18 protein-coding genes are annotated in these 18,439 nt (G+C 45.3%); 16 read left to right on the plus strand and 2 right to left on the minus strand.

The features are described 5' to 3' along the window. The first annotated feature begins 25 nt into the window (after positions 1 to 25). The 13 genes from RQP50_RS13955 (at position 26) to chrA (ending at position 13,595) form a co-directional block, all read left to right on the plus strand. The gene (locus RQP50_RS13955) at positions 26 to 1,096 is read left to right on the plus strand and encodes an SAM-dependent methyltransferase (RefSeq protein WP_315745783.1); all 1,071 of its coding nucleotides are present in this window, start codon (positions 26 to 28) and stop codon (positions 1,094 to 1,096) included. A 188-nt stretch (positions 1,097 to 1,284) separates the two neighbouring features. After that, a complete protein-coding gene (locus RQP50_RS13960; protein WP_315745784.1) occupies positions 1,285 to 2,811 on the plus strand; it encodes a serine/threonine protein kinase in 1,527 nt (508 codons plus the stop codon). Continuing rightward, a complete protein-coding gene (locus RQP50_RS13965; protein ID WP_315745785.1) occupies positions 2,808 to 3,704 on the plus strand; it encodes an SAF domain-containing protein in 897 nt (298 codons plus the stop codon). Before RQP50_RS13960 ends, RQP50_RS13965 begins: the two co-directional genes overlap by 4 nt. A gap of 85 nt (positions 3,705 to 3,789) precedes the next feature. Continuing rightward, a complete protein-coding gene (locus RQP50_RS13970) occupies positions 3,790 to 4,059 on the plus strand; it encodes a hypothetical protein (RefSeq protein ID WP_315745786.1) in 270 nt (89 codons plus the stop codon). Between the two features lie 60 nt (positions 4,060 to 4,119). Then, positions 4,120 to 4,857 carry a ParA family protein gene (locus tag RQP50_RS13975; RefSeq protein WP_072728396.1) on the plus strand — a complete coding sequence of 246 codons (738 nt, stop codon included), beginning with the start codon at positions 4,120 to 4,122 and terminating at the stop codon, positions 4,855 to 4,857. Further along, positions 4,844 to 5,668, plus strand: coding sequence for a hypothetical protein (locus RQP50_RS13980; protein ID WP_072728397.1), 825 nt, complete (start codon positions 4,844 to 4,846; stop codon positions 5,666 to 5,668). The genes RQP50_RS13975 and RQP50_RS13980 overlap by 14 nt, the downstream gene beginning before the upstream one ends. Before the next feature lie 3 nt (positions 5,669 to 5,671). Continuing rightward, positions 5,672 to 7,591 carry an ATPase, T2SS/T4P/T4SS family gene (locus tag RQP50_RS13985; RefSeq protein ID WP_315745787.1) on the plus strand — a complete coding sequence of 640 codons (1,920 nt, stop codon included), beginning with the start codon at positions 5,672 to 5,674 and terminating at the stop codon, positions 7,589 to 7,591. A gap of 196 nt (positions 7,592 to 7,787) precedes the next feature. Continuing rightward, on the plus strand, positions 7,788 to 9,617 hold the full coding sequence (locus RQP50_RS13990) for a GTPase SAR1 (protein ID WP_315745788.1): 1,830 nt from the start codon (positions 7,788 to 7,790) through the stop codon (positions 9,615 to 9,617). A gap of 18 nt (positions 9,618 to 9,635) precedes the next feature. Next, positions 9,636 to 10,106: a hypothetical protein gene (locus RQP50_RS13995; RefSeq protein WP_021253895.1), complete on the plus strand. Its 471-nt coding sequence runs from the start codon at positions 9,636 to 9,638 to the stop codon at positions 10,104 to 10,106. 99 nt (positions 10,107 to 10,205) lie between these two features. Then, a complete protein-coding gene (locus tag RQP50_RS14000) occupies positions 10,206 to 10,580 on the plus strand; it encodes a hypothetical protein (RefSeq protein WP_315745789.1) in 375 nt (124 codons plus the stop codon). Positions 10,581 to 10,591: 11 nt separating this feature from the next. Then, complete coding sequence (locus RQP50_RS14005) at positions 10,592 to 11,143, plus strand: hypothetical protein (protein WP_315745790.1); 552 nt, start codon at positions 10,592 to 10,594, stop codon at positions 11,141 to 11,143. After that, positions 11,130 to 12,104, plus strand: coding sequence for a hypothetical protein (locus RQP50_RS14010; RefSeq protein ID WP_072728402.1), 975 nt, complete (start codon positions 11,130 to 11,132; stop codon positions 12,102 to 12,104). Before RQP50_RS14005 ends, RQP50_RS14010 begins: the two co-directional genes overlap by 14 nt. A 267-nt stretch (positions 12,105 to 12,371) precedes the next feature. After that, positions 12,372 to 13,595, plus strand: a complete 1,224-nt coding sequence (chrA, locus tag RQP50_RS14015) for a chromate efflux transporter (RefSeq protein WP_315745791.1) — start codon at positions 12,372 to 12,374, stop codon at positions 13,593 to 13,595. 134 nt (positions 13,596 to 13,729) lie between these two features. Here the strand turns inward: chrA and RQP50_RS14020 are convergent, their stop codons facing one another. Then, on the minus strand, positions 13,730 to 14,398 hold the full coding sequence (locus tag RQP50_RS14020; protein ID WP_083545000.1) for a thiamine diphosphokinase: 669 nt from the start codon (positions 14,396 to 14,398) through the stop codon (positions 13,730 to 13,732). Positions 14,399 to 14,614: 216 nt separating this feature from the next. Here RQP50_RS14020 and RQP50_RS14025 point away from each other — a divergent pair, with 216 nt between their 5' ends. Then, the gene (locus RQP50_RS14025; protein ID WP_072728404.1) at positions 14,615 to 15,109 is read left to right on the plus strand and encodes a low molecular weight protein-tyrosine-phosphatase; all 495 of its coding nucleotides are present in this window, start codon (positions 14,615 to 14,617) and stop codon (positions 15,107 to 15,109) included. 120 nt (positions 15,110 to 15,229) lie between these two features. Here the strand turns inward: RQP50_RS14025 and RQP50_RS14030 are convergent, their stop codons facing one another. After that, positions 15,230 to 15,961 carry an alpha/beta hydrolase gene (locus tag RQP50_RS14030; protein WP_065291674.1) on the minus strand — a complete coding sequence of 244 codons (732 nt, stop codon included), beginning with the start codon at positions 15,959 to 15,961 and terminating at the stop codon, positions 15,230 to 15,232. Positions 15,962 to 16,282: 321 nt separating this feature from the next. Between RQP50_RS14030 and pdhA the strand changes: the two genes are divergently transcribed. Next, the gene (gene pdhA, locus RQP50_RS14035; protein WP_021253887.1) at positions 16,283 to 17,350 is read left to right on the plus strand and encodes a pyruvate dehydrogenase (acetyl-transferring) E1 component subunit alpha; all 1,068 of its coding nucleotides are present in this window, start codon (positions 16,283 to 16,285) and stop codon (positions 17,348 to 17,350) included. A 94-nt stretch (positions 17,351 to 17,444) separates the two neighbouring features. Beyond that, a complete protein-coding gene (locus RQP50_RS14040; RefSeq protein ID WP_021253886.1) occupies positions 17,445 to 18,422 on the plus strand; it encodes an alpha-ketoacid dehydrogenase subunit beta in 978 nt (325 codons plus the stop codon). Positions 18,423 to 18,439 lie beyond the last annotated feature (17 nt).

The raw sequence follows: 18,439 nt of genomic DNA on the forward strand, positions 1-18,439 counted from the left end.
GCTTAGCATTTGGAGGTTGCACTGCTTGGAATTATTACATCCGCTACAATTAGACACAAATTATGAATATGGATCACACTGGATCGTCACGTCCAATCATGGCTATATTGCCTACGCGCAGGAAGAGTGGCGAAGAAGGTTCGGTCAGTTGAAGAGTCGAATGATGGTTTCTGGTGAAATTGCACTAATGGAATTGCCTGTTGATCGCAACGAAGTATTCCAAGCGATGGAGTCTGAGCCGACGATGTTCATTCGCTATTTGCAACCGGTTGACATTGCATTCGATATTCAAGCATTGCAGACTGACACAGTTCAATCATTTGACAGTTTGCTTACTCATTTGATTCATGATCTAGAAGGTTCTATAGAGGGCATGCGACTAGGCGTCCATGTTCGTTCCAGCGCATCGGGTGATTCACTCGACAAGGAACTTCGAGATGCGCTGCGTACTGCTGTTGAGCGTACTGGAGCGTCTGTCGCGATCCAAGATCCCGAGCGAATTGTATCCTTATTTATTCATGATGGCGTTGGTTATGCAGGCCTCATGACAACAGCTGAAGCAGGTTCAGATTGGCCAGGAGGTACGGTACGCTTCCGCAGGGAAGAGGGGCAGGTATCTCGAGCAAAGTTCAAACTTCTTGAGGCGGAACGGACTTTCGGTTTGGACTTTACGGCTTATCGGAATGCCCTTGATATTGGAGCTGCGCCAGGAGGTTGGACAAGTCTTCTTCTGGAGCGAGGTGTGCAAGTTACTGCAGTCGATCCTGCTGCAATGCATCCGAGCCTGATTGATCATCCGAACTTGACTTACTATAAGAGCAATGCAGGGGACGTGGCTTTGGAACCTGGAGAATTCGATTTGCTCGTATGCGACATGAGCTGGAGCCCTAAAGTTACAGCGCAGCTTGTTATTGGCTTATTGGATTCGGTTATGCAAGGCGGTACTGTCATTGTGACTGTAAAGCTGATGCACAAAAAACCGCTGCAGACGATACGGGAAGTGAAGGAAATGTTCCTTGAGCATCTTCACATTATTCGCGCGAAACAATTGTTCCATAATCGCGATGAAATCACTCTGTACATGATGAAGATGTAGCGTATGCTGCGGTGTACTGGCATTGCCTGTTTGGGAAGTTTACTATTCTTTAGAAAAAAGACTGGACATATACTTCCGAATGGCATAAAATAACAACAAATGAATATGAGCGAAGGGAAGCACCCTGATTGTTCCAAACCGATAGGTTTGCAATCAGGGTGCTTTTTTTGTCGCCTGGAGGGAGAATTGTGGCGCATTCCATAACGAACCATTTGCAGGCTGGACACTTATTGCAAGACAGATATCGAATCGTTCGGTTGCTCGGAACAGGGGGAATGAGCGTTGTATATTTAGCCAATGACGAGCGATTGATCGGCAAGCAGTGGGCGATTAAGGAATCAAGACCAGTGGCGCAAGATGTGAGACAGCTTGTTCATGAAGCATCTATTTTAACATCGCTTCGACATCCACATCTTCCGCTTATTGTGGATTTCTATCCACCTGATGCCAGCGGCAGAGCATATCTGGTGATGGAGTATATTGAAGGGCACACGATAGCAGATTGGCTACGCATGAAGCCTCTAAGTTTTGAAGAGACGATGCATATTGTCATTCCGGTATGTGAAGCGCTTGCCTATTTGCACCGGCAGAATCCGCCCGTTGTATTCCGAGATGTAAAGCCATCTAATATTATGCTGGCGAAGGATGGCCAGGTGAAACTTATTGATTTTGGAATCGCAAGGAATGTGAATCCTTTATCTAATCAAGATACGGTTAAGCTTGGTACAGTAGGCTTTGCTGCTCCGGAGCAATATCGGGGACAACAGACCGATGCAAGAACAGATCTATATGGGGTAGGTGCACTCATTAGTCATATGTTGACCGGCGGCATATGGAAGGGAGAGCGTCCGCTAACCGCATCCATGCTGGCAGAAGATGTGCCAGAGAGCGTTTTTTCGGTACTGACACGATTACTCGCAAAGCGGCCTGAAGAACGCTATCAAACTGCTGATGAACTAATTGATCATCTACGACGTTACTATTCAGGACATTCTGAAAACCAAGGAGTTAACCGTGATGAGGTCAAGACATGGCAAGCTTCGAATGCAGGGGTGGTGATTGCTTTTCTGGGTGCTGCTTCAGGACTTGGAACTACACAATCAGCGCTCATGTGTGCCGCCATGCTTGCGAAGAAGGGGCGGAAGACGCTATATATCGATGCTAATGTTAAAGATCCATCTCTTGTTCCATTATTGGCTCAGGAATATGAGGGTGAAGAGGAGCTGTATTTAGCTGATGGGGATGTGTTCAAATTGTTTGGAGTGGATTGCATGGAATGGAAGTATGGTGCGAATCCAATGCCACCCTTGCTCGGATTCTATGACTATATTGTGTTAGACCTTGGTTGTGATGATCATGGAGAACGAATGGATGAATTCATGAGGGCTCATGTCCCTGTGCTCGTGGGAAGCCTGGCTCCGTGGAGAAAGAGTGATTGTACAACAATCGTTGGGGAGTTTGAGCGAAGAGGGTTCCATCGTTGGGTACTAGGCATTCCTTATTCGAATCGTTCTTATCCTGGTGGAACAGTGAAAGGCCGAGGAGCAAAGGTTACCTCCTACATTCCGATTCAAGCAGATCCGTTCGCATGTTCGGACAATACAGCCCGTTGGGTGGAACAATTAGTTGGTCCGATACAACGGGGAGGGCTTATCTATCATTTGCGGCGATGGATGAGTCGGAATAGAACAGAGAGAGGAGAGAGAAGAAGTTGAGAAGATGGACGAGGAAGACCAAGCAGATGATTGCGGCGTCGGTAGGAGGAGCAGCGGTAGCTGGGCTGCTTGTAGGAGGGTATCACTATTGGGCAATTGGCCAGAATGATGCGGCACAGCGTAAGGCAGCAGCGCATTATGAAGATGAGATTGCCAAGCTGCGCAAGCTTGCAGATGCTGAACTGCAAAAACGAACAAGCGTCTGGGTTTTCAATCAGCCACTTCTTGCAGGCAAGCGCATTCGATCCGATGATATTGCCAAGATTGAGATGTCGTCAGACCTAGCCCCGAAACAGGCGTTGAATCATCCTGATCAAATTATCGGGAAAGTATTGAAGATTGACACGGTTCCCCGAACACCCGTGATATCTACAATGCTATATGAAGATGGGAAGATGTCTGATGATTTGCGCTGGGTGGAGACAGCGGTTATTCAGCTTCCTTTACGACTGCAAGAGAAGGATATGATTGACGTACGAATCCGCTTTCCGAATGGTCAAGACTATATCATCCTTAGCAAGAAAGAGATTAAGAGCATGCAATATCCGACCGTTTGGGCACATATGGACGAACAAGAAAGGCTGCTGTTCTCAAGTGCTTGTGTCGATGCTTTTGTTAATGGTGGACAAATCTATGCGCTGCGATACATTGAACCTCAAATACAAAATGAAGCGGTGCCAAATTATCCGGCCAATGAACAAGTGTTGAAGTTGATTGAGGCGGATCCGAGTATTGTAAAGAAGGCAGATACAGACACGATTGGTTCGATCACGGATGGAGAAGGAATGGGAACGACAGAGTGCCAACAAGAGTCTAGCAGATGGTTGGAACAACATGGAGGGGAACCGAACAAATGTAAGCTATGTTTCTACGCATGGAGAGGGTTCGGCTGAAGTTTCAGGATACTCACCTTTAACCGGCAGAGCTGGGGCACCTATTCGTAATTCACCATTTGTTGGACAGCCTGGTTCTAATTCCGTGCAGTCCACGGATCTGTCATCTAATGAAAATCAACGGGAGACGGGTGTAGTCCAACAAGATAACGATACTCGCAAACAGCCAAATCCGAAGAATGGTGAGCAAGGGATCGCTAAGAAGGGGAGCACTATTACTCATGATGCCGAGAATCACCAAGATAAGATACTGAACCGGGACAATCTGAATAAAGAATCGACGGGAGAGGTATCGACAGGGGAAGAGGTCAGCTCTATTTTCTCAGAAGCGATACCGAGCTCAAAGAAGCAGTAGCGAAGAGGATTTCTGTCAAAGAGTAGTTACATAGATGAATATACAGGAGGAGTTAGGAAAATGACGATCGGTATATTCGTGGGCGCTTGTGATAAGAGCGATCATGTAGTGGCGCTAGCGACGTTCCTAACGAGATTAGAGAAGAAGGTGCTTATTGTTGATGCAACAACAACAAGACGGATTGGGACTGAGACAGGGCTGTTCATGCAATCTCAGCAACCTATTATGCACTGGAATGGTTATGATGTGCTGTCAGGAGCTATATCTTGGGACGATATGATTCAGTTGCTTGAACGGCATGGCAGCAGTGTTGAAGGCTACGACCATATCATTATTGACACGGATCGCGCATTGTTTTGTAATGCTGAACAATGGAAGCAGATCGACACTCGCTTGCTTGTGCAGACGATGGAACGCTTTTCATTGCAGAAGAACAGAGAATGGCTGCAAGCATTCCAGCAGCAATACGACGGAGATGAGGAGCTTGAATTCGTGCCCATGATCCTGCGTTCGCTCATGCCGGAGGATGAGTTTGCGTTTATGATCGAATGGTATTATTCCGTATTTGAGCACCGGTGGGCTCGAGAATGTATCGCTATTGAAGAAGATGAGCGTAATTGGACTGCACGCATGTCAGATATTCAGGATGGTCAATTGCACGCATCCAACTATCCACGTGCTACGAAGCGTGCTTGGCGCATCCTTACAGAGCATTTCACCGGTAAACTGACAGAACGGGCTTGGAAGCAGTGTTTAAGAACACCTAAGAAGGGACGAATGAAACATGTCGCTCTGTAAACATTGGATGATTTCGTCAATCGGAAGAGGAATGGCTGGAGGAACAACAGTTGCTGCGTGTACGGCAATTAGTCTCGCTTGGCACTATCGGATGAGAGTGCTGCTCATACATGTCAAAGGAAGAGGGGAAGGAGTTGAGAAGCTATTTCCTCCCACTCTTGATGTTATGCGCCAGGCAGGAGCAGGCGGGCGGCTAATAACTCCGAACGGCTGGAGTGCTCTTGCACGCATGCTTCGTCACCATCAAGTTGAGGAAGAATCGATCTCCTCCTATATGATAAGTGTGATGAGTCGATTAGATATTCTCCCTGGTTATGACTCAGAGGAGATGGGAGATACACTGCATGAGCAGCTTCTGCTTCATGTGCAGAAGCTAGTGAGCAAACGATATGATCTTGTGCTGTGGGATATGAATGAGCAGGATATAACCGCTCTGAAACTCATTGGCAAAATGAATATGCAAGGTACCATCGCAGTGTTGCCGCAGAACCGGTCTGAGATCCATATCTCAATGGAGAAAGCAGGAGAAAGCGCAGATGCATTCGTGATAGGACAGTATGATGCGGATGTTAAGGTAAATCCTATGAACGTAAAACGTATGTATTCGCTCCACCAGCCCTTTTTCACAATGCCGTATGCAGCAGCTTACCGCAATGCTGCAGACGATAGAATGGTGATGGACTGGTATTTGCGCCAATCTCAGCGCCATGAACGAGGGAAACGCTGCCCATTCATTTTAGAGAATATGAAGCTGAGTAAATATATTCTGGAAGAGTCCGGCTATCATCAAGGGAGAAAGGCAGGTGGATAGTGGATGTCAATTTGGGGTTATGTAGGATCCTCAATTTTGGGTGTTTCGGTTCTGCTCCTAGCGATGTTCGTTTGTTGGCGCTTGTTCCGTAACCCTAACAGACACACCTCTTATCCTACTAAGGATGAATGGACATGGGACTTGCTGGATCAAACAGTGAAGGATACGTTTCTTGCATGGACGAGTGATCTGCCGCTGGATTTGTACCGTAATGAAGAAGAATATTCTCGTGAAATGAATCGGCGTGTTTCTCTCCGCAAAACTCTCCGTACATGCTGCAGTGGGGATGTCGCGGATAAAGAGTACATTAAGGAATGGATTGTGGATATGCTCAAAGAGCAAATTAAGCTCAGCAAAGGAAATTCCGAACAGTTATTACCGATAGATCGACCCGAGCTTTTAACTTCACAAGACAAATTTGATCTATTACTGTATGCCTTTAAAAAGCGGTACAGCTTCGATGCCTTGCATAGGTTAATCGATAAATATGGCTGGAGTGAGCGTAAACGCATACCGATGGCACAGGGTGTTCATCAAATGCACGATGTAATTACGGAGGAAGATATCGATGCAGCATATCGGTTAGAAAGGCTTCAATTCAGTTGGGAGGATCGGATCTGGATAATCGCACAGCGGTTGTATCAACGTTATAAGGGATTCTCTGTTATTGATGAGATACGCGACATGCGGATAGATGGTGTCTCAGGTGGTGTGAGTGGTATACCAGATGATGCTATGACAAGAGGGGACTGGCAGAGTCCAAACAAAGCTTCACCGGCAAAGAATCAAGGAGATTTAGTTGCTGGCGGCCTACAGCGGGCATGTGATAGTGTGTGGATCTTTTATAAGGGTAAGTCGATTCAACTCTCCTTCCTATCATTTGGATCGGAAGCTGAACTGCGGCGGGTATGCCACAACATATATAAATACCAGACACCCGGATCATTAACGGAAGCGGACGGCTATCGGATCAATCATATGAAGGACGGGTCGCGTGTCGTTGTGCTGCGTCCGCCATTTGCAGAATCTTGGTCATTCTTTGTTCGTAAGTTTGATACGCAGGTTGTAACACTTCAGCAGCTCATACGAGACAAGAACGCTGAGCTTCCTACTGAATTGCTTCATTTCTTAATGCGAGGGGCGAGAGTGACCGCCATCACAGGTGCGCAAGGATCGGGGAAGACGACTCTGTTAATGGCATTAATTCAATCGATTTATGCGTTCTATCCGCTTCGAGTACAGGAACAGGCATTTGAACTGAATCTTCGTAAGTTATATCCCAACAGGAATATCCTTACGCTCCGAGAGACAGAGCGCATAGCGGGGCAGGCTGGTTTGGACGTACAGAAGAAGACAGACGGAACTGTGCATATTTTAGGTGAGGTGGCAACGGATCCGGTTGCAGCTTGGATGGTACAGATGGCTCAAGTCGCGAGCCTGTTCACCGTCTTCACGCATCATGCCAAGACATTTCCTGATTTGGTGCTGTCGCTTCGGAACTCGTTGGTTAAGACGGGAATGTTCCGTAATGAGTCGATAGCCGAGCAGCAGGTAAGCCAAGTGATTCACTTCGATGTTCATCTCTCTCGGGATGCCGAGGGCAAACGATATATTGAGCGCATTACAGAATGTATTCCACTTCTTAATCATAACGAAGGCGAAGAAATGATTGACACACAAAGTGATGCGAACATGACATGGGATCGCTATATCGAATCCTCGAAGCGTGTGCACCGACATATGATGCGAACTCGAACCTTCACTTACCGAAATATTATCGAATATCATCAAGGCCGATATTACCTCGTGAACCCGATATCCGTGAACCAGAGAGAAGCGATGGAAGCCGAAATGATTGCTGAGGATAAGCAACGATTCCGCGATTGGCTTGCTCAGGAGGGAGGATATTCGGTTGCTAGCTAGCAGCTTATTACTATGGATTGCAAGCGGGGCAATAGCTGTCTCTTTCATGTTATGGATGTTGTCTAGAAAGTTAATGTCGACTGGGATTGCTGAGAATAGGGTACGTACCCATGGACATCAGAATGGAGTTAAGGCTCTCACACAATTGTATAAAAAACTGCTGAGGGATGTCTATCGTTGGAGCTTGAGAGTTCCTATGCTAAAAAAGAAGACGGCGTCACTCCGCCAACAGCTTGCACCGTTATACAGTTATGACGAGTGGCTATTGCGTGAGCGAACAGCCTCCATACTGCTAGGGAGTGGAATAGCGATTCTCATTGCGCTCTCAATATTCGTCTCCTTCGATCAAAATCTGCTGTCATGGATCATGCTTATTGTTGTACTTAGTGTGGTGGAAAGTCTATATCGTGACGTTATGATCACACGTGCCGAAGTGAAGCTTCTTCATTTATCATCCATGTCGATTGGGCATATGAGACATGCCTATCATCGGTACAAGATGGTGGATGCTGCACTAGAAGATACGATTGAATGCTCGCATCCGATGCTCGCACCACATTTACAGCGTATTGCGAAGTTGATTAGCGATCCCGATTCCGATTCCGCTATGGCTGCTTATGAGGAGGCAGCTCCGAATCGTTATTATAAGATGCTTGGAGGCTTATCCAAGTTGGTAGCTGAGTATGGTGATCCGAAGGGAACAGATGGTTCTTCCTATTTGAAGGGACTTGCCATGATTGTTCGTGAAATGCAAACAGAGCTCGTTATGCGTGCACGACTCGATTATCTGCTTGGGGGATTAAAAGCAATTGCCGTTATTCCCGTTCTATTCACAGATCCACTGGAAAGGTGGGCGACGACCTATTTTCCATCTATGGAATTGTTTTATCATTCGAAGCTTGGTTGGTGTCTGCAACTAACAGTTTTCTGTTCCGTCTTGATGTGCCATCGCATATTACAACAGCTTCATTGGAGAAGCGCGATGGCTGAGAATCAATCACAGCGCACTGGGTGGATCAGAAGATTGCTGGAGCAGCGAATCATTCGAAGATTACTGGATGTCTGGGTGAACAGTAGGCAGATCGAGTCGCTGAAGCGTGCTCAGCGCTTATTACATGAAGCAAACGAATCGATGACCTTAGGGCATTTCTATGGCCATCGCTTCATACAAGCGATCGTAACTTGTGGAATCTGCTTTGTGTTAATTGTTTCATTGCACTTGGGATCTACGCAATGGATATGGAATCAGCTGAATACCAAATCGCTAGAAGCGGGACTAAGTATGGAGTTAACTAAGCAATGGATACTAAGTTCCAACCCAGAGACAGACAATCACGGACTTCAACTCGCTCTGAAAACTGCGATCTTGAAGGAACACCCAGACTGGAGCTATCAACGAATCGAACAATCGACGAAGTCGCTCGTACCACTTGCTATTTATCATCGTGAGATGAGAGTTTCATGGTGGGAAGTTCTGCTTCCATTCACCGTTGGGTGGGGTGCATATTATGCATTTGTTATGATTCTGCGGATCCGTATTCGGATTCGACATTTGGATATGCGTACAGAGATCAGTCAAATGCAGTCTCTTTGCATGCTGCTGCGTGCTTTCGAGCGGATGACGGCAGAATCGATGGTGGAGTGGATGAGTCGCTGCACGATTTTGTTCCGTCGCCCTTTACAAATATGTCTGCTTAATTGGGAGAGCGGTACGGATCATGCGCTTCAACAACTGCGAATCCATGCGCCATATCCAGACTTCGTCAGGCTTGTGGACAAGCTGGAGCTAGCCCACAATCATATTCCGCTTAATGAGGCGTTCGATGATGCAGAGCAAGACTGGTTCTATGAACAGGATATGCTTAGACAGCATTATGAGACAAGTATCGAAGCCAAAGCAGGCTGGGGAAGGTGGCTGGGGTTCGCTCCGATGTATACCTTAATTTTTTTGTATCTCGTGGTACCCCTTGTATGGATGAGCGCAGAGCAAATGCGTTCTTCCTTTGAACAAATCCAATCTCTATAACAAAGGAGTGTTAAAAGTATGAATAATGCCCAATCTGCATTGAAGGTGGCAGCAGGAATTTTTCTTACCATTGCGCTAATTACGATTGTTGTGTTGTTGTTCGTTAGTGCGCAGGAAGCGACAAAAACGGCTCAAAATGAATTTTCATCGATCCAGACAGAGTTAAGCAAGGCATCATTTACGGTTTATGATAATACCTCGGTTAGCGGTTCTCAGGTCATTAATGCAATACGTAAATTTTTCAAGCAAGATCAATTCGGGATTCGTGTTGTAACTGGTAAAAATCGTGCAGGAAAATCGGATGGAAATCATTATGGATATTACGTGCTGCCGAACGGTGAGATTGCGGGGAACAATCGAAATGACAGTATAGATTTGGCATTGAATGAATCATCTGATAACTACGTGAATCCTAGCGGAAAGTTTAAAGCAAAGCTAATCGTGGACTCCAGCAACGTTACAAGAGGGATTGTATTTGAACAGCAGTAGGATTTGGGGTGTCACCCTGAGTTTTCTTATATACATATCTCCACTGTGGAATTTTGGGAAACTTATATTTTGACATCAGTGCTTGAAAAGGGAGGCAGTATGCATAATGCGAGTCGAATAGCTGAACTAGCAGTAGCATCGATACTGTTTTTGGTCGCATTGACGGGGGCCTTACAACTCATTGGAAGTACGTCCTATACGATTCGACAAGTAGATCATGCCAATCAAGTGAAGGATCGGAATGTTCGATCTACGATGGAGCCTATACGATCTAAGCCATTAACGGGAGCTGATGTCATTCTATTTATCAGTCAGTTAAGGGAGAATGTTGAGCTTGAGGTTGAAGGCATGAGCGTCAAATCTACAATCCTCCTTGAGGATATTCAGTTCAATTCGATATCACGAACGAAACAATATCATCTTCATATCGAACGAAATGAAGATGGCGACATCCGTAAAATGATCTTCAGGTAGGAGGTAGCGGATTGGGCAATGCAGTGGTTAAGCTGCTTGGTGTGATGATAGGAGTGCTGCTGCTCTTTCTTTACCCGATATTAGAATCATATCAGCGGCAGGATGACCTAGCTGCGATGTATGTGCAGCGAAGTGCATCTACATTCTCAGATGCCGTAAGGGATAAGGGAGTAATCACTCCTGTCATGTGGAATGATTTTATGGCGGAAATGGAGAAGACGGGTAATGTATATGATGTGGTTGTTGAGCATTATGTGAAAAAGTATGATCCGATCTATAGGGATCCCGTTCAAGTCAATACATTTACTGGGGACTTTCTAATCCGTTACCAACTAAACAATAAAGTGATGCTGATGGAAAAGCTGTTTCCGGGAGATGGACAATCTGTTGAATCTCCGTCCCGTACGTATAAGCTGAGCATTGGAGATTATTTCTATGTGTCCGTAAGCAATACGAATCGAACACGTGCGGCCATGATTTTGGACTGGCTGACAGGCTCATTTGGCCCAAATGAACGGATTCGTATTCCTGTCGGAGGAATGGTTCGAAATGAAAGTAGTTAAATTTTCAATACTCTTTGTTCTGATCTGTTTCCCTTTGTTTTGGGTGAATAAGCTACAAGCAAGAGAGGAAGCGAGCAAGCTGCAGCTTGAACTAAAGTATAATGACGCTATGAATCAAGCCGTTGATGATGCAGCCCGTACACTGCAGATATCTGCTGTGTGGAAGGAAACGGAGGAAGGATATGAGTCACAGAAGCGGCTGGAACTGCGTCGTAATGATGCGATTAATTCATTCTTTATGACGTTATTTCTTAACTTTGGTTTATGGAATGAGGAGAAAGAGCAGGATGAATTGAAGCGATATATTCCGGTGATTGCAATCATTGGCTATGATGGTGTTGATATGTATGCTGAGGATGAATATATCGGCCAAAATGGTGAATCCCAGATGCAGCATGTATGGAAGCCGAAGTTGCCTTATGGGTTTATGGATCAAGGTGGAAATGTGATCGGATTTACGTTAGATGATTATATTACCGTGTATCGTCCATCATCGGGGAGCTGGCTTGCAGGATATCAACGGGAGTTAAAAAGCACGGCTGCAGATGTTCCGATACTACAGGATGATCAGTTATTTGATGCGGTAAGACGTACGACAATCGTAGATACCATTCAACAAGCGCTGGCCAACACCATCAATGAACACAACGAACGGGCTTTACGAAATGGTGTCTCCTATACGTTCACCTTGCCTTCCATTTCAGATGAAGAATGGCATAATACCATCAACGACGTGGGTGTTATGGCCTTCATACAAGGTTTGCCTTTAGGCTATTCTTCGTATAATCATTATGCTCTCGGCGGCTCACGGCTGCTTAAGAGAAACAATTATCATGGCGTAATCATGAATGGCATTAAGTATGCATTCCCCGAAAAATGCGCTCCATCGAATGCTTTGGAATCCTATCATTCAGCAGCTGATGCGGCCAAACAAGGATATTTTTTGAAATCATGTCCCTAATGCTATTTCAACTTAATAGGGGTCTTTGCTGTAATACATATCGCAAAGCGACGTTTTAATGAGCCGTCCTGAAAACAGCAGGGCGGTTGTTTATTTTACTGTAAATTTGCTGGGGCTGCTTCTGATTCACAAATTTAAACGCAGTTTGCACAATAATAAGATTATGTAAATCTATTGCTTCAATTCGGATGGTACCTCATCATATAAGAAATGAAGGAACAATGAAGATATATTCGTGCGAAATAGAAGAGGAGTAACAGGAATCGGATGAGAACCTATTGGCATGGAGTTAGAGAAACATTTGTGACCGCATTGCGGCTAGGATTGACTTCTTTTGGAGGGCCGGCTGCGCATATAGGCTACTTTCATAAAACCTATGTACAGCAGTTGAAATGGTTAGACGATCAGCAGTTTGCTGAATTGCAGGCGATTAGTCAAATGCTTCCCGGCCCATCCAGCAGCCAACTTGGAATTGGAATAGGTATGAAGAGAGCTGGATGGCTTGGAGGGGCGATGGCGTGGTTGGGCTTTACGCTGCCGTCTGCTTGTCTGCTTGCCTTATTTGCCTTCGGAATTAGTTGGCTGCCCAATCAAGATCCTGGGTGGCTGCAAGGATTGAAGCTTGCGGCAGTTCCGATTATTATTCAGGCGTTATGGGGAATGAATAAACAATTGACACCTGACGCGCTTCGAAGAACGATCGCAATTGTTGCCGCAATCCTATCCCTTCTTCTTATCGGCGTTTACGGACAGCTCCTTATTATGGGGGGGGCACTTGCTGCAGGTGTCGTCCTATTCCGAAATCGGGCGGAAAATAGCGAACCAGCGATCAGGACCAATCAAAACCAATATGAGTGTATTGAAGAAGGGAAGTCAAACATTTCACGTACATTTGCAAAATGGATGACTCTGTTATTTTTCGGACTGCTTATCGGGTTGCCAATGCTGGCGTATTATATACCAAGTGTAGTGACACAGCTTATGGAAATCATGTATCGTACCGGGTCAGCGGTGTTCGGTGGCGGACATGTTGTTCTTCCTGTACTGAAGCATGAACTGATGACGGCAGGGTTGCTGGATGATTCTTCACTGCTCGCAGGGTATGGGGCAGCACAAGCAGTACCAGGGCCTTTGTTTACATTTGCAGCATTTGTAGGTGCTTCTATTCATTCAGGTGGATTTGGAATCGTTCTTGCCATCGTTGCTACTTTATTTATTTTTCTCCCTTCTTACCTGCTAATGGGGGCAATACTCCCTTATATGTCGCATGTTCGGCAATGGAGAAGTGTTCGGGCAGCTTTTCAAGGGATCAATGCCGCTGTTGTAGGGTTGCTGCTTGCAGCACTTTACGATCCTGTCCTCACAACATCGGTAACGAGTCCGATTCACATGTGTATCGTGCTAATTGGTATATTATCACTAATTGTATGGAGGCAATCGCCCTGGATTACCGTTCTGCTGTCAGCCATGCTAGGTATGCTGTTGTTGTAAGCGGTGATGTAAAGATTATTTACAAATAAAAAATACGCCATTCGAACGTTCGCAGGTAGTTACATCATTGAACGATTGAATGGCGTATTCCTTTTACGAATGACACTTTGACAGAGATTGAAATCCACTTTATATTAATCGCGACTGCAAATAATTAAGAGGTAGCCTTCTCGCACACGAACCGAAGCAGTATCACCGTCATCCCATTCGTTGCTTATTCCTAGGGATTGTCCAATCTGCAGGGTTGCATCATAAAGCGGGTACTTAAATCCAGTTAACGTAATACCAGTTACTGTTGAGCTCAGTGGCAGCAATGATACATACGGGAAGGAATTCGTCTGTAATGTAACACTCGAATTCGTTAGCATAATGATATTGTGTTCGTCAACGATTTGACACTTAATTCCTTCATCGACGGCTTTGCGCAATAAATGAATATTAGACAGCGTATGATCAAGTCTCGTGCCGGTTACGCCGAATAGCGTAATTTGCGTTGGTTTCATTGCGAGAGCATGATTGAAAGCAAGTTCGGTGTCGGTATAATTTTTATCGACGGCGTCACAATCCATGTATTTCCGGCTCGAAGCGCGGATATGCTCCCGTTCATCCTCTGTTACGGAGTCGAAATCTCCTAAGGCCTGATCGGGAATAATGTTGTGCTGTACCAGATAGAGAGCTCCTCGATCAGCGCCGATGATGTAATCCATCGTACGAATCTGGTCTGCTATTTTCTCGGAAATGGTTCCACCCGCTACAATGGCAATATGAGCGGGTGTTGAAGTAACCTGTTGATCGTTTGACAACGTTATGACCTTCCTTTATATCGCAATGAGTATGATGACAAGTTGAATCCCTCCCATTATATCGAAATTTGAATGGGGAACCAAATAAATATATCCATTTGCAATAAATAAAGACTGCCGATACAATAAGTGAATCTTAACAGGATATACACCTTACATAATGAAACACTAAGTAAGGCAAGAAGCTATGGTATATAGAAAAGGGAGGAATGTTACGTGGCTGAAAGTACGAAGGTGAACGTGTTGTTCGTATGCCTGGGAAATATATGCCGTTCTCCTATGGCTGAAGCTGTATTCCGTGAGCAAGTGGAGCAAGCAGGCTTAGATCAGGTGATTCAGGTGGATTCAGCAGGTACAGGAGATTGGCATATAGGTCATCCTCCGCATGAAGGAACTCGCAAGCTATTGGACGAACACGGGATTACTTATGAAGGGATGAGAGCACGACAGCTTCATCCGACAGATTTTCAAACCTATACGTACATCGTATGTATGGATCCGAGCAACGAACAAAATGTGCTGGCGTGGGAAGGCTCGGACAACAGAACATCTGAAGTTCTGCGATTTATGACTTTGCTTCCTGAAGAGAACCTGGAAGAGGTGCCTGATCCGTACTATACAGGCAATTTTGAAGAAGTATATCGTTTAGTTCAAGCAGGGTGTGTACGATTGTTAGAGCGGATTAAAGAGAAACATCCTTTGATGTCATAAAAAATTTATGGGTTTGATGAAAAGTAGTGACATACATCCTTGTATGCCACTACTTTTTTTATGTTTAATAGGGGTGTTCCTCATCAATGCTTGTATGCTCATATGGAAATGGACAAGCAGCTAGTCAAGAAAATGACGAAGAGCATCTGGGACGTGTTTTTGCCAGAATCCCCACAAATGATGCCCTTCATGCTCACCATAGAGAACATGAGCATTTCGATCCGTAAACAGCTTGTGTGTATCCCGATTTAATTCAACAAAATTATAAGTCCCTGTATCGGTTGTGAACGCAGTCTCTTGCAGACCGACGATCATAAAGAGATGCAGCCATGATAGATCCTGCTCCTGCGCGATAAGCTGCTGCGAGTATGGGTAGTAGGCGCCGGACAAGGAGATTACCTGACGGAATTTGTCAGGATATTTTAGCGCTAGATGTAGGGAAACAGTGCCACCGAGTGAATCACCTGCGAGCGTGATTTCTGTCCAATCGGTGCGTACTGGATACATTCGCTCAATTGCAGGTACAATCTCTTCTGCAAAGGCGCGAGTATAGGATTCAAATCGTTCTCCATCCGGGGAATACTCAGAAGTACGGATTTTCTTATTCACATCAACTCCAACGATGATGAATGGCTCCATGTCACCTTCGATAATGAGCTGATTCGCGTGTGTCGCAATACGACCAAAATTAAAGAAATCTTCTCCGTCCTGACAATAGACAACGGGATAACTGAGTATTTCCTGATATCCTGGCGGCAAATAGACGCGAACGTGACGACTGCCTCCTTCAAGATATTTGCTTGGAATGTCGTGTTTTACAATGGTTCTCTTGAATATTGAAGAATCTGACATGCATAGCACCGCCTCATGCAAAATTTTATCAATGTTGGTGAATACTAATTTCGATGGTCTTGATTAGGGACTCACTATAGGAAAGAAATAAGAATCTTTGACTTTCTACTATATAATGTTCCGCGAACAAGTATCGACTATGTGAGTGAGTTCACAAATTTGTAACACCCTGTTATAGTCATTAACAACAGCTGTTATAACAACAATTCAACAAAATGTTCACTTTTTTCGCGTTTTCTTTTGACCAATCGACTAAAACAGGTGTATAATAATTCTATAACAGCGAAACAAAATCTTCAAACTTTTATTGAGGTGAAAAACATGAGCAAGTTCCCATTTGAAGTTCAGACGGAAGAGATTCAACCGTTGTCCGTCTTGTCTCCGGAAGGAGAAATTGTTAACCCGGATATGGTTCCGGATCTGACTGACGAACAATTGAAAGAAATCATGTACCGTATGGTATTTACACGTACATGGGATGATCGCGCAATCAACCTGGGCCGTCAAGGCCGCCTTGGTTTCTATGCACCGGTGTCCGGTCAAGAAGCTTCCATGGTAGGAAGCGTATATCCTTTGCAAAAAGAAGACTTTGTTGTACCAGCATATCGTGACATGCCGCAAATCGTATGGCACGGATTGCCTTTGTACCAAGCTTTCTTGTACTCCCGTGGTCATCAACATGGTGGACAAATTCCAGAAGGCGTTAACGTAATGATGCCGCAAATCATCATCGGCGCGCAAATCTTGCACGCGATGGGTATTGCAATGGGCTTCAAGTTGAAAAAGCAAGCACAGGTTGCAATCACATACACAGGTGACGGCGGTTCTTCCGAAGGCGACTTCTACGAAGGCTTGAACTTCGCAGGTGCATTCAACTTGCCAGTTATCTTCTTCGTACAAAACAACGGCTATGCAATCACAACTCCATTTGCGAAACAAACAAATGCGAAGTCGATCGCTCATAAATCCGTTGCAGCAGGTATCCATGGCATGCAAGTAGACGGCATGGACGTGCTTGCCGTTATCAAGGCTGTTCAAATCGCTGCAGAACGCGGACGCAAAGGTGAAGGCGCAACGTTGATCGAAGCGTTGACTTACCGTTACCGTCCACACTCCATGGCGGACGATACTACAAAATATCGTACAAAAGACGAAGAAGCAGAATGGGCAATCAAAGATCCACTCGTGCGCTTCGGCAAATACTTGGAGAAAAAAGGTCTTTGGACAGAAGAAGACACAGCTCGCGTAAAAGATGAAGCAAAAGCAAAAGTGAACGAAGAAATCAAACGTGCTGAAAAAACAGAGAAAATGACTGTTGCAGGCTTGATCGACAGCATGTTCGAAACTACTCCGAAATTCTTGGAAGAGCAAAAAGCGGATTTCCAATAATTCGGACAACGTTCTGAAAGTTAACGGGCCTCGTTGATGCGAGGACAACGAATCCATATATGGTTCTGTGATAACGGTAAGGAGGAAACAAGCAATGGCACAAATGAATATGAAAGAAGCAATTCGCGACGCAATGCGCGTTGAATTGAAAAGAGACCCTAATGTTGTGGTCTTTGGTGAAGACGTTGGCCATGTCGGCGGTGTATTCCGTGCGACTGAAGGTTTGCAAAAAGAATTTGGTGAAGAGCGTGTATTTGATACTCCGCTTGCAGAGTCCGCAATCGGCGGTATGGCAGTAGGTTTGGGCGTTCAAGGCTTCCGTCCTGTTGCTGAAATCCAATTCGTAGGTTTCATCTATGAAGCACTTGACCAAATGTGCGTTCAAGCAGCACGCATGCGCTTCCGTTCCGGCGGCCGCTACAACTCGCCAATCGTATTCCGCACACCATTCGGTGGCGGCGTAAAAGCTGCAGAATTGCATACAGACTCCCTTGAAGGTTTGATGGTACAAACACCAGGTATCAAGGTTATTGTTCCTTCCAACCCTTACGATGCAAAAGGATTGATGATTTCCGCAATCCGTGACAATGATCCAGTATTCTTCATGGAACACTTGAACTTGTATCATGCATTCCGTGATGAAGTGCCAGAAGGCGAATATACAGTTGAAATCGGTAAAGCCAAAGTTGTTCGTGAAGGTAAAGACGTAACAATTCTTGCATACGGCTTGATGGTTCACACAGCAATGAAAGCTGCTGCTGAACTTGAAAAAGAAGGCGTGCAAGCAGAAGTTATCGACCTTCGCACATTGGCGCCGCTTGATATCGACACAATCGTTGAGTCTATCAAGAAGACGAACCGCGCAATTGTGGTACAAGAAGCGCAAAAGACTTCCGGCGTAGCTGCAGAAGTTATTGCACAAATCAACGAAAAAGCGATTCTTCATCTGGAAGCACCTGTACTTCGTATTGCAGGTCCAGATACAGTGTATCCTTTCGCACAAATCGAAGATCAATGGTTGCCATCACCAGCTCGTATCGTAGCAGGCGTCAACAAAGTATTGAACTTCTAAGATAGAACCGGAACAGA

This window comes from Paenibacillus suaedae, assembly GCF_032337355.1.
Taxonomy (GTDB): Bacteria; Bacillota; Bacilli; order Paenibacillales; family Paenibacillaceae; genus Paenibacillus_B; species Paenibacillus_B suaedae.

What these genes read in the sequence shown, in the direction of transcription:
- RQP50_RS13990 (WP_315745788.1), top strand. Translation starts at nt 7,788, where the DNA reads ATGCTAAAAAAGAAGACGGCGTCACTCCGCCAACAGCTTGCACCGTTA.
- pdhA (WP_021253887.1), top strand. Translation starts at nt 16,283, where the DNA reads ATGAGCAAGTTCCCATTTGAAGTTCAGACGGAAGAGATTCAACCGTTG.
- RQP50_RS13975 (WP_072728396.1), top strand. Translation starts at nt 4,120, where the DNA reads ATGACGATCGGTATATTCGTGGGCGCTTGTGATAAGAGCGATCATGTA.
- RQP50_RS13980 (WP_072728397.1), top strand. Translation starts at nt 4,844, where the DNA reads ATGTCGCTCTGTAAACATTGGATGATTTCGTCAATCGGAAGAGGAATG.
- RQP50_RS14030 (WP_065291674.1), bottom strand. Translation starts at nt 15,961, where the DNA reads ATGTCAGATTCTTCAATATTCAAGAGAACCATTGTAAAACACGACATT.
- chrA (WP_315745791.1), top strand. Translation starts at nt 12,372, where the DNA reads ATGAGAACCTATTGGCATGGAGTTAGAGAAACATTTGTGACCGCATTG.
- RQP50_RS13995 (WP_021253895.1), top strand. Translation starts at nt 9,636, where the DNA reads ATGAATAATGCCCAATCTGCATTGAAGGTGGCAGCAGGAATTTTTCTT.
- RQP50_RS14040 (WP_021253886.1), top strand. Translation starts at nt 17,445, where the DNA reads ATGGCACAAATGAATATGAAAGAAGCAATTCGCGACGCAATGCGCGTT.
- RQP50_RS14000 (WP_315745789.1), top strand. Translation starts at nt 10,206, where the DNA reads ATGCATAATGCGAGTCGAATAGCTGAACTAGCAGTAGCATCGATACTG.
- RQP50_RS13985 (WP_315745787.1), top strand. Translation starts at nt 5,672, where the DNA reads ATGTCAATTTGGGGTTATGTAGGATCCTCAATTTTGGGTGTTTCGGTT.
- RQP50_RS14010 (WP_072728402.1), top strand. Translation starts at nt 11,130, where the DNA reads ATGAAAGTAGTTAAATTTTCAATACTCTTTGTTCTGATCTGTTTCCCT.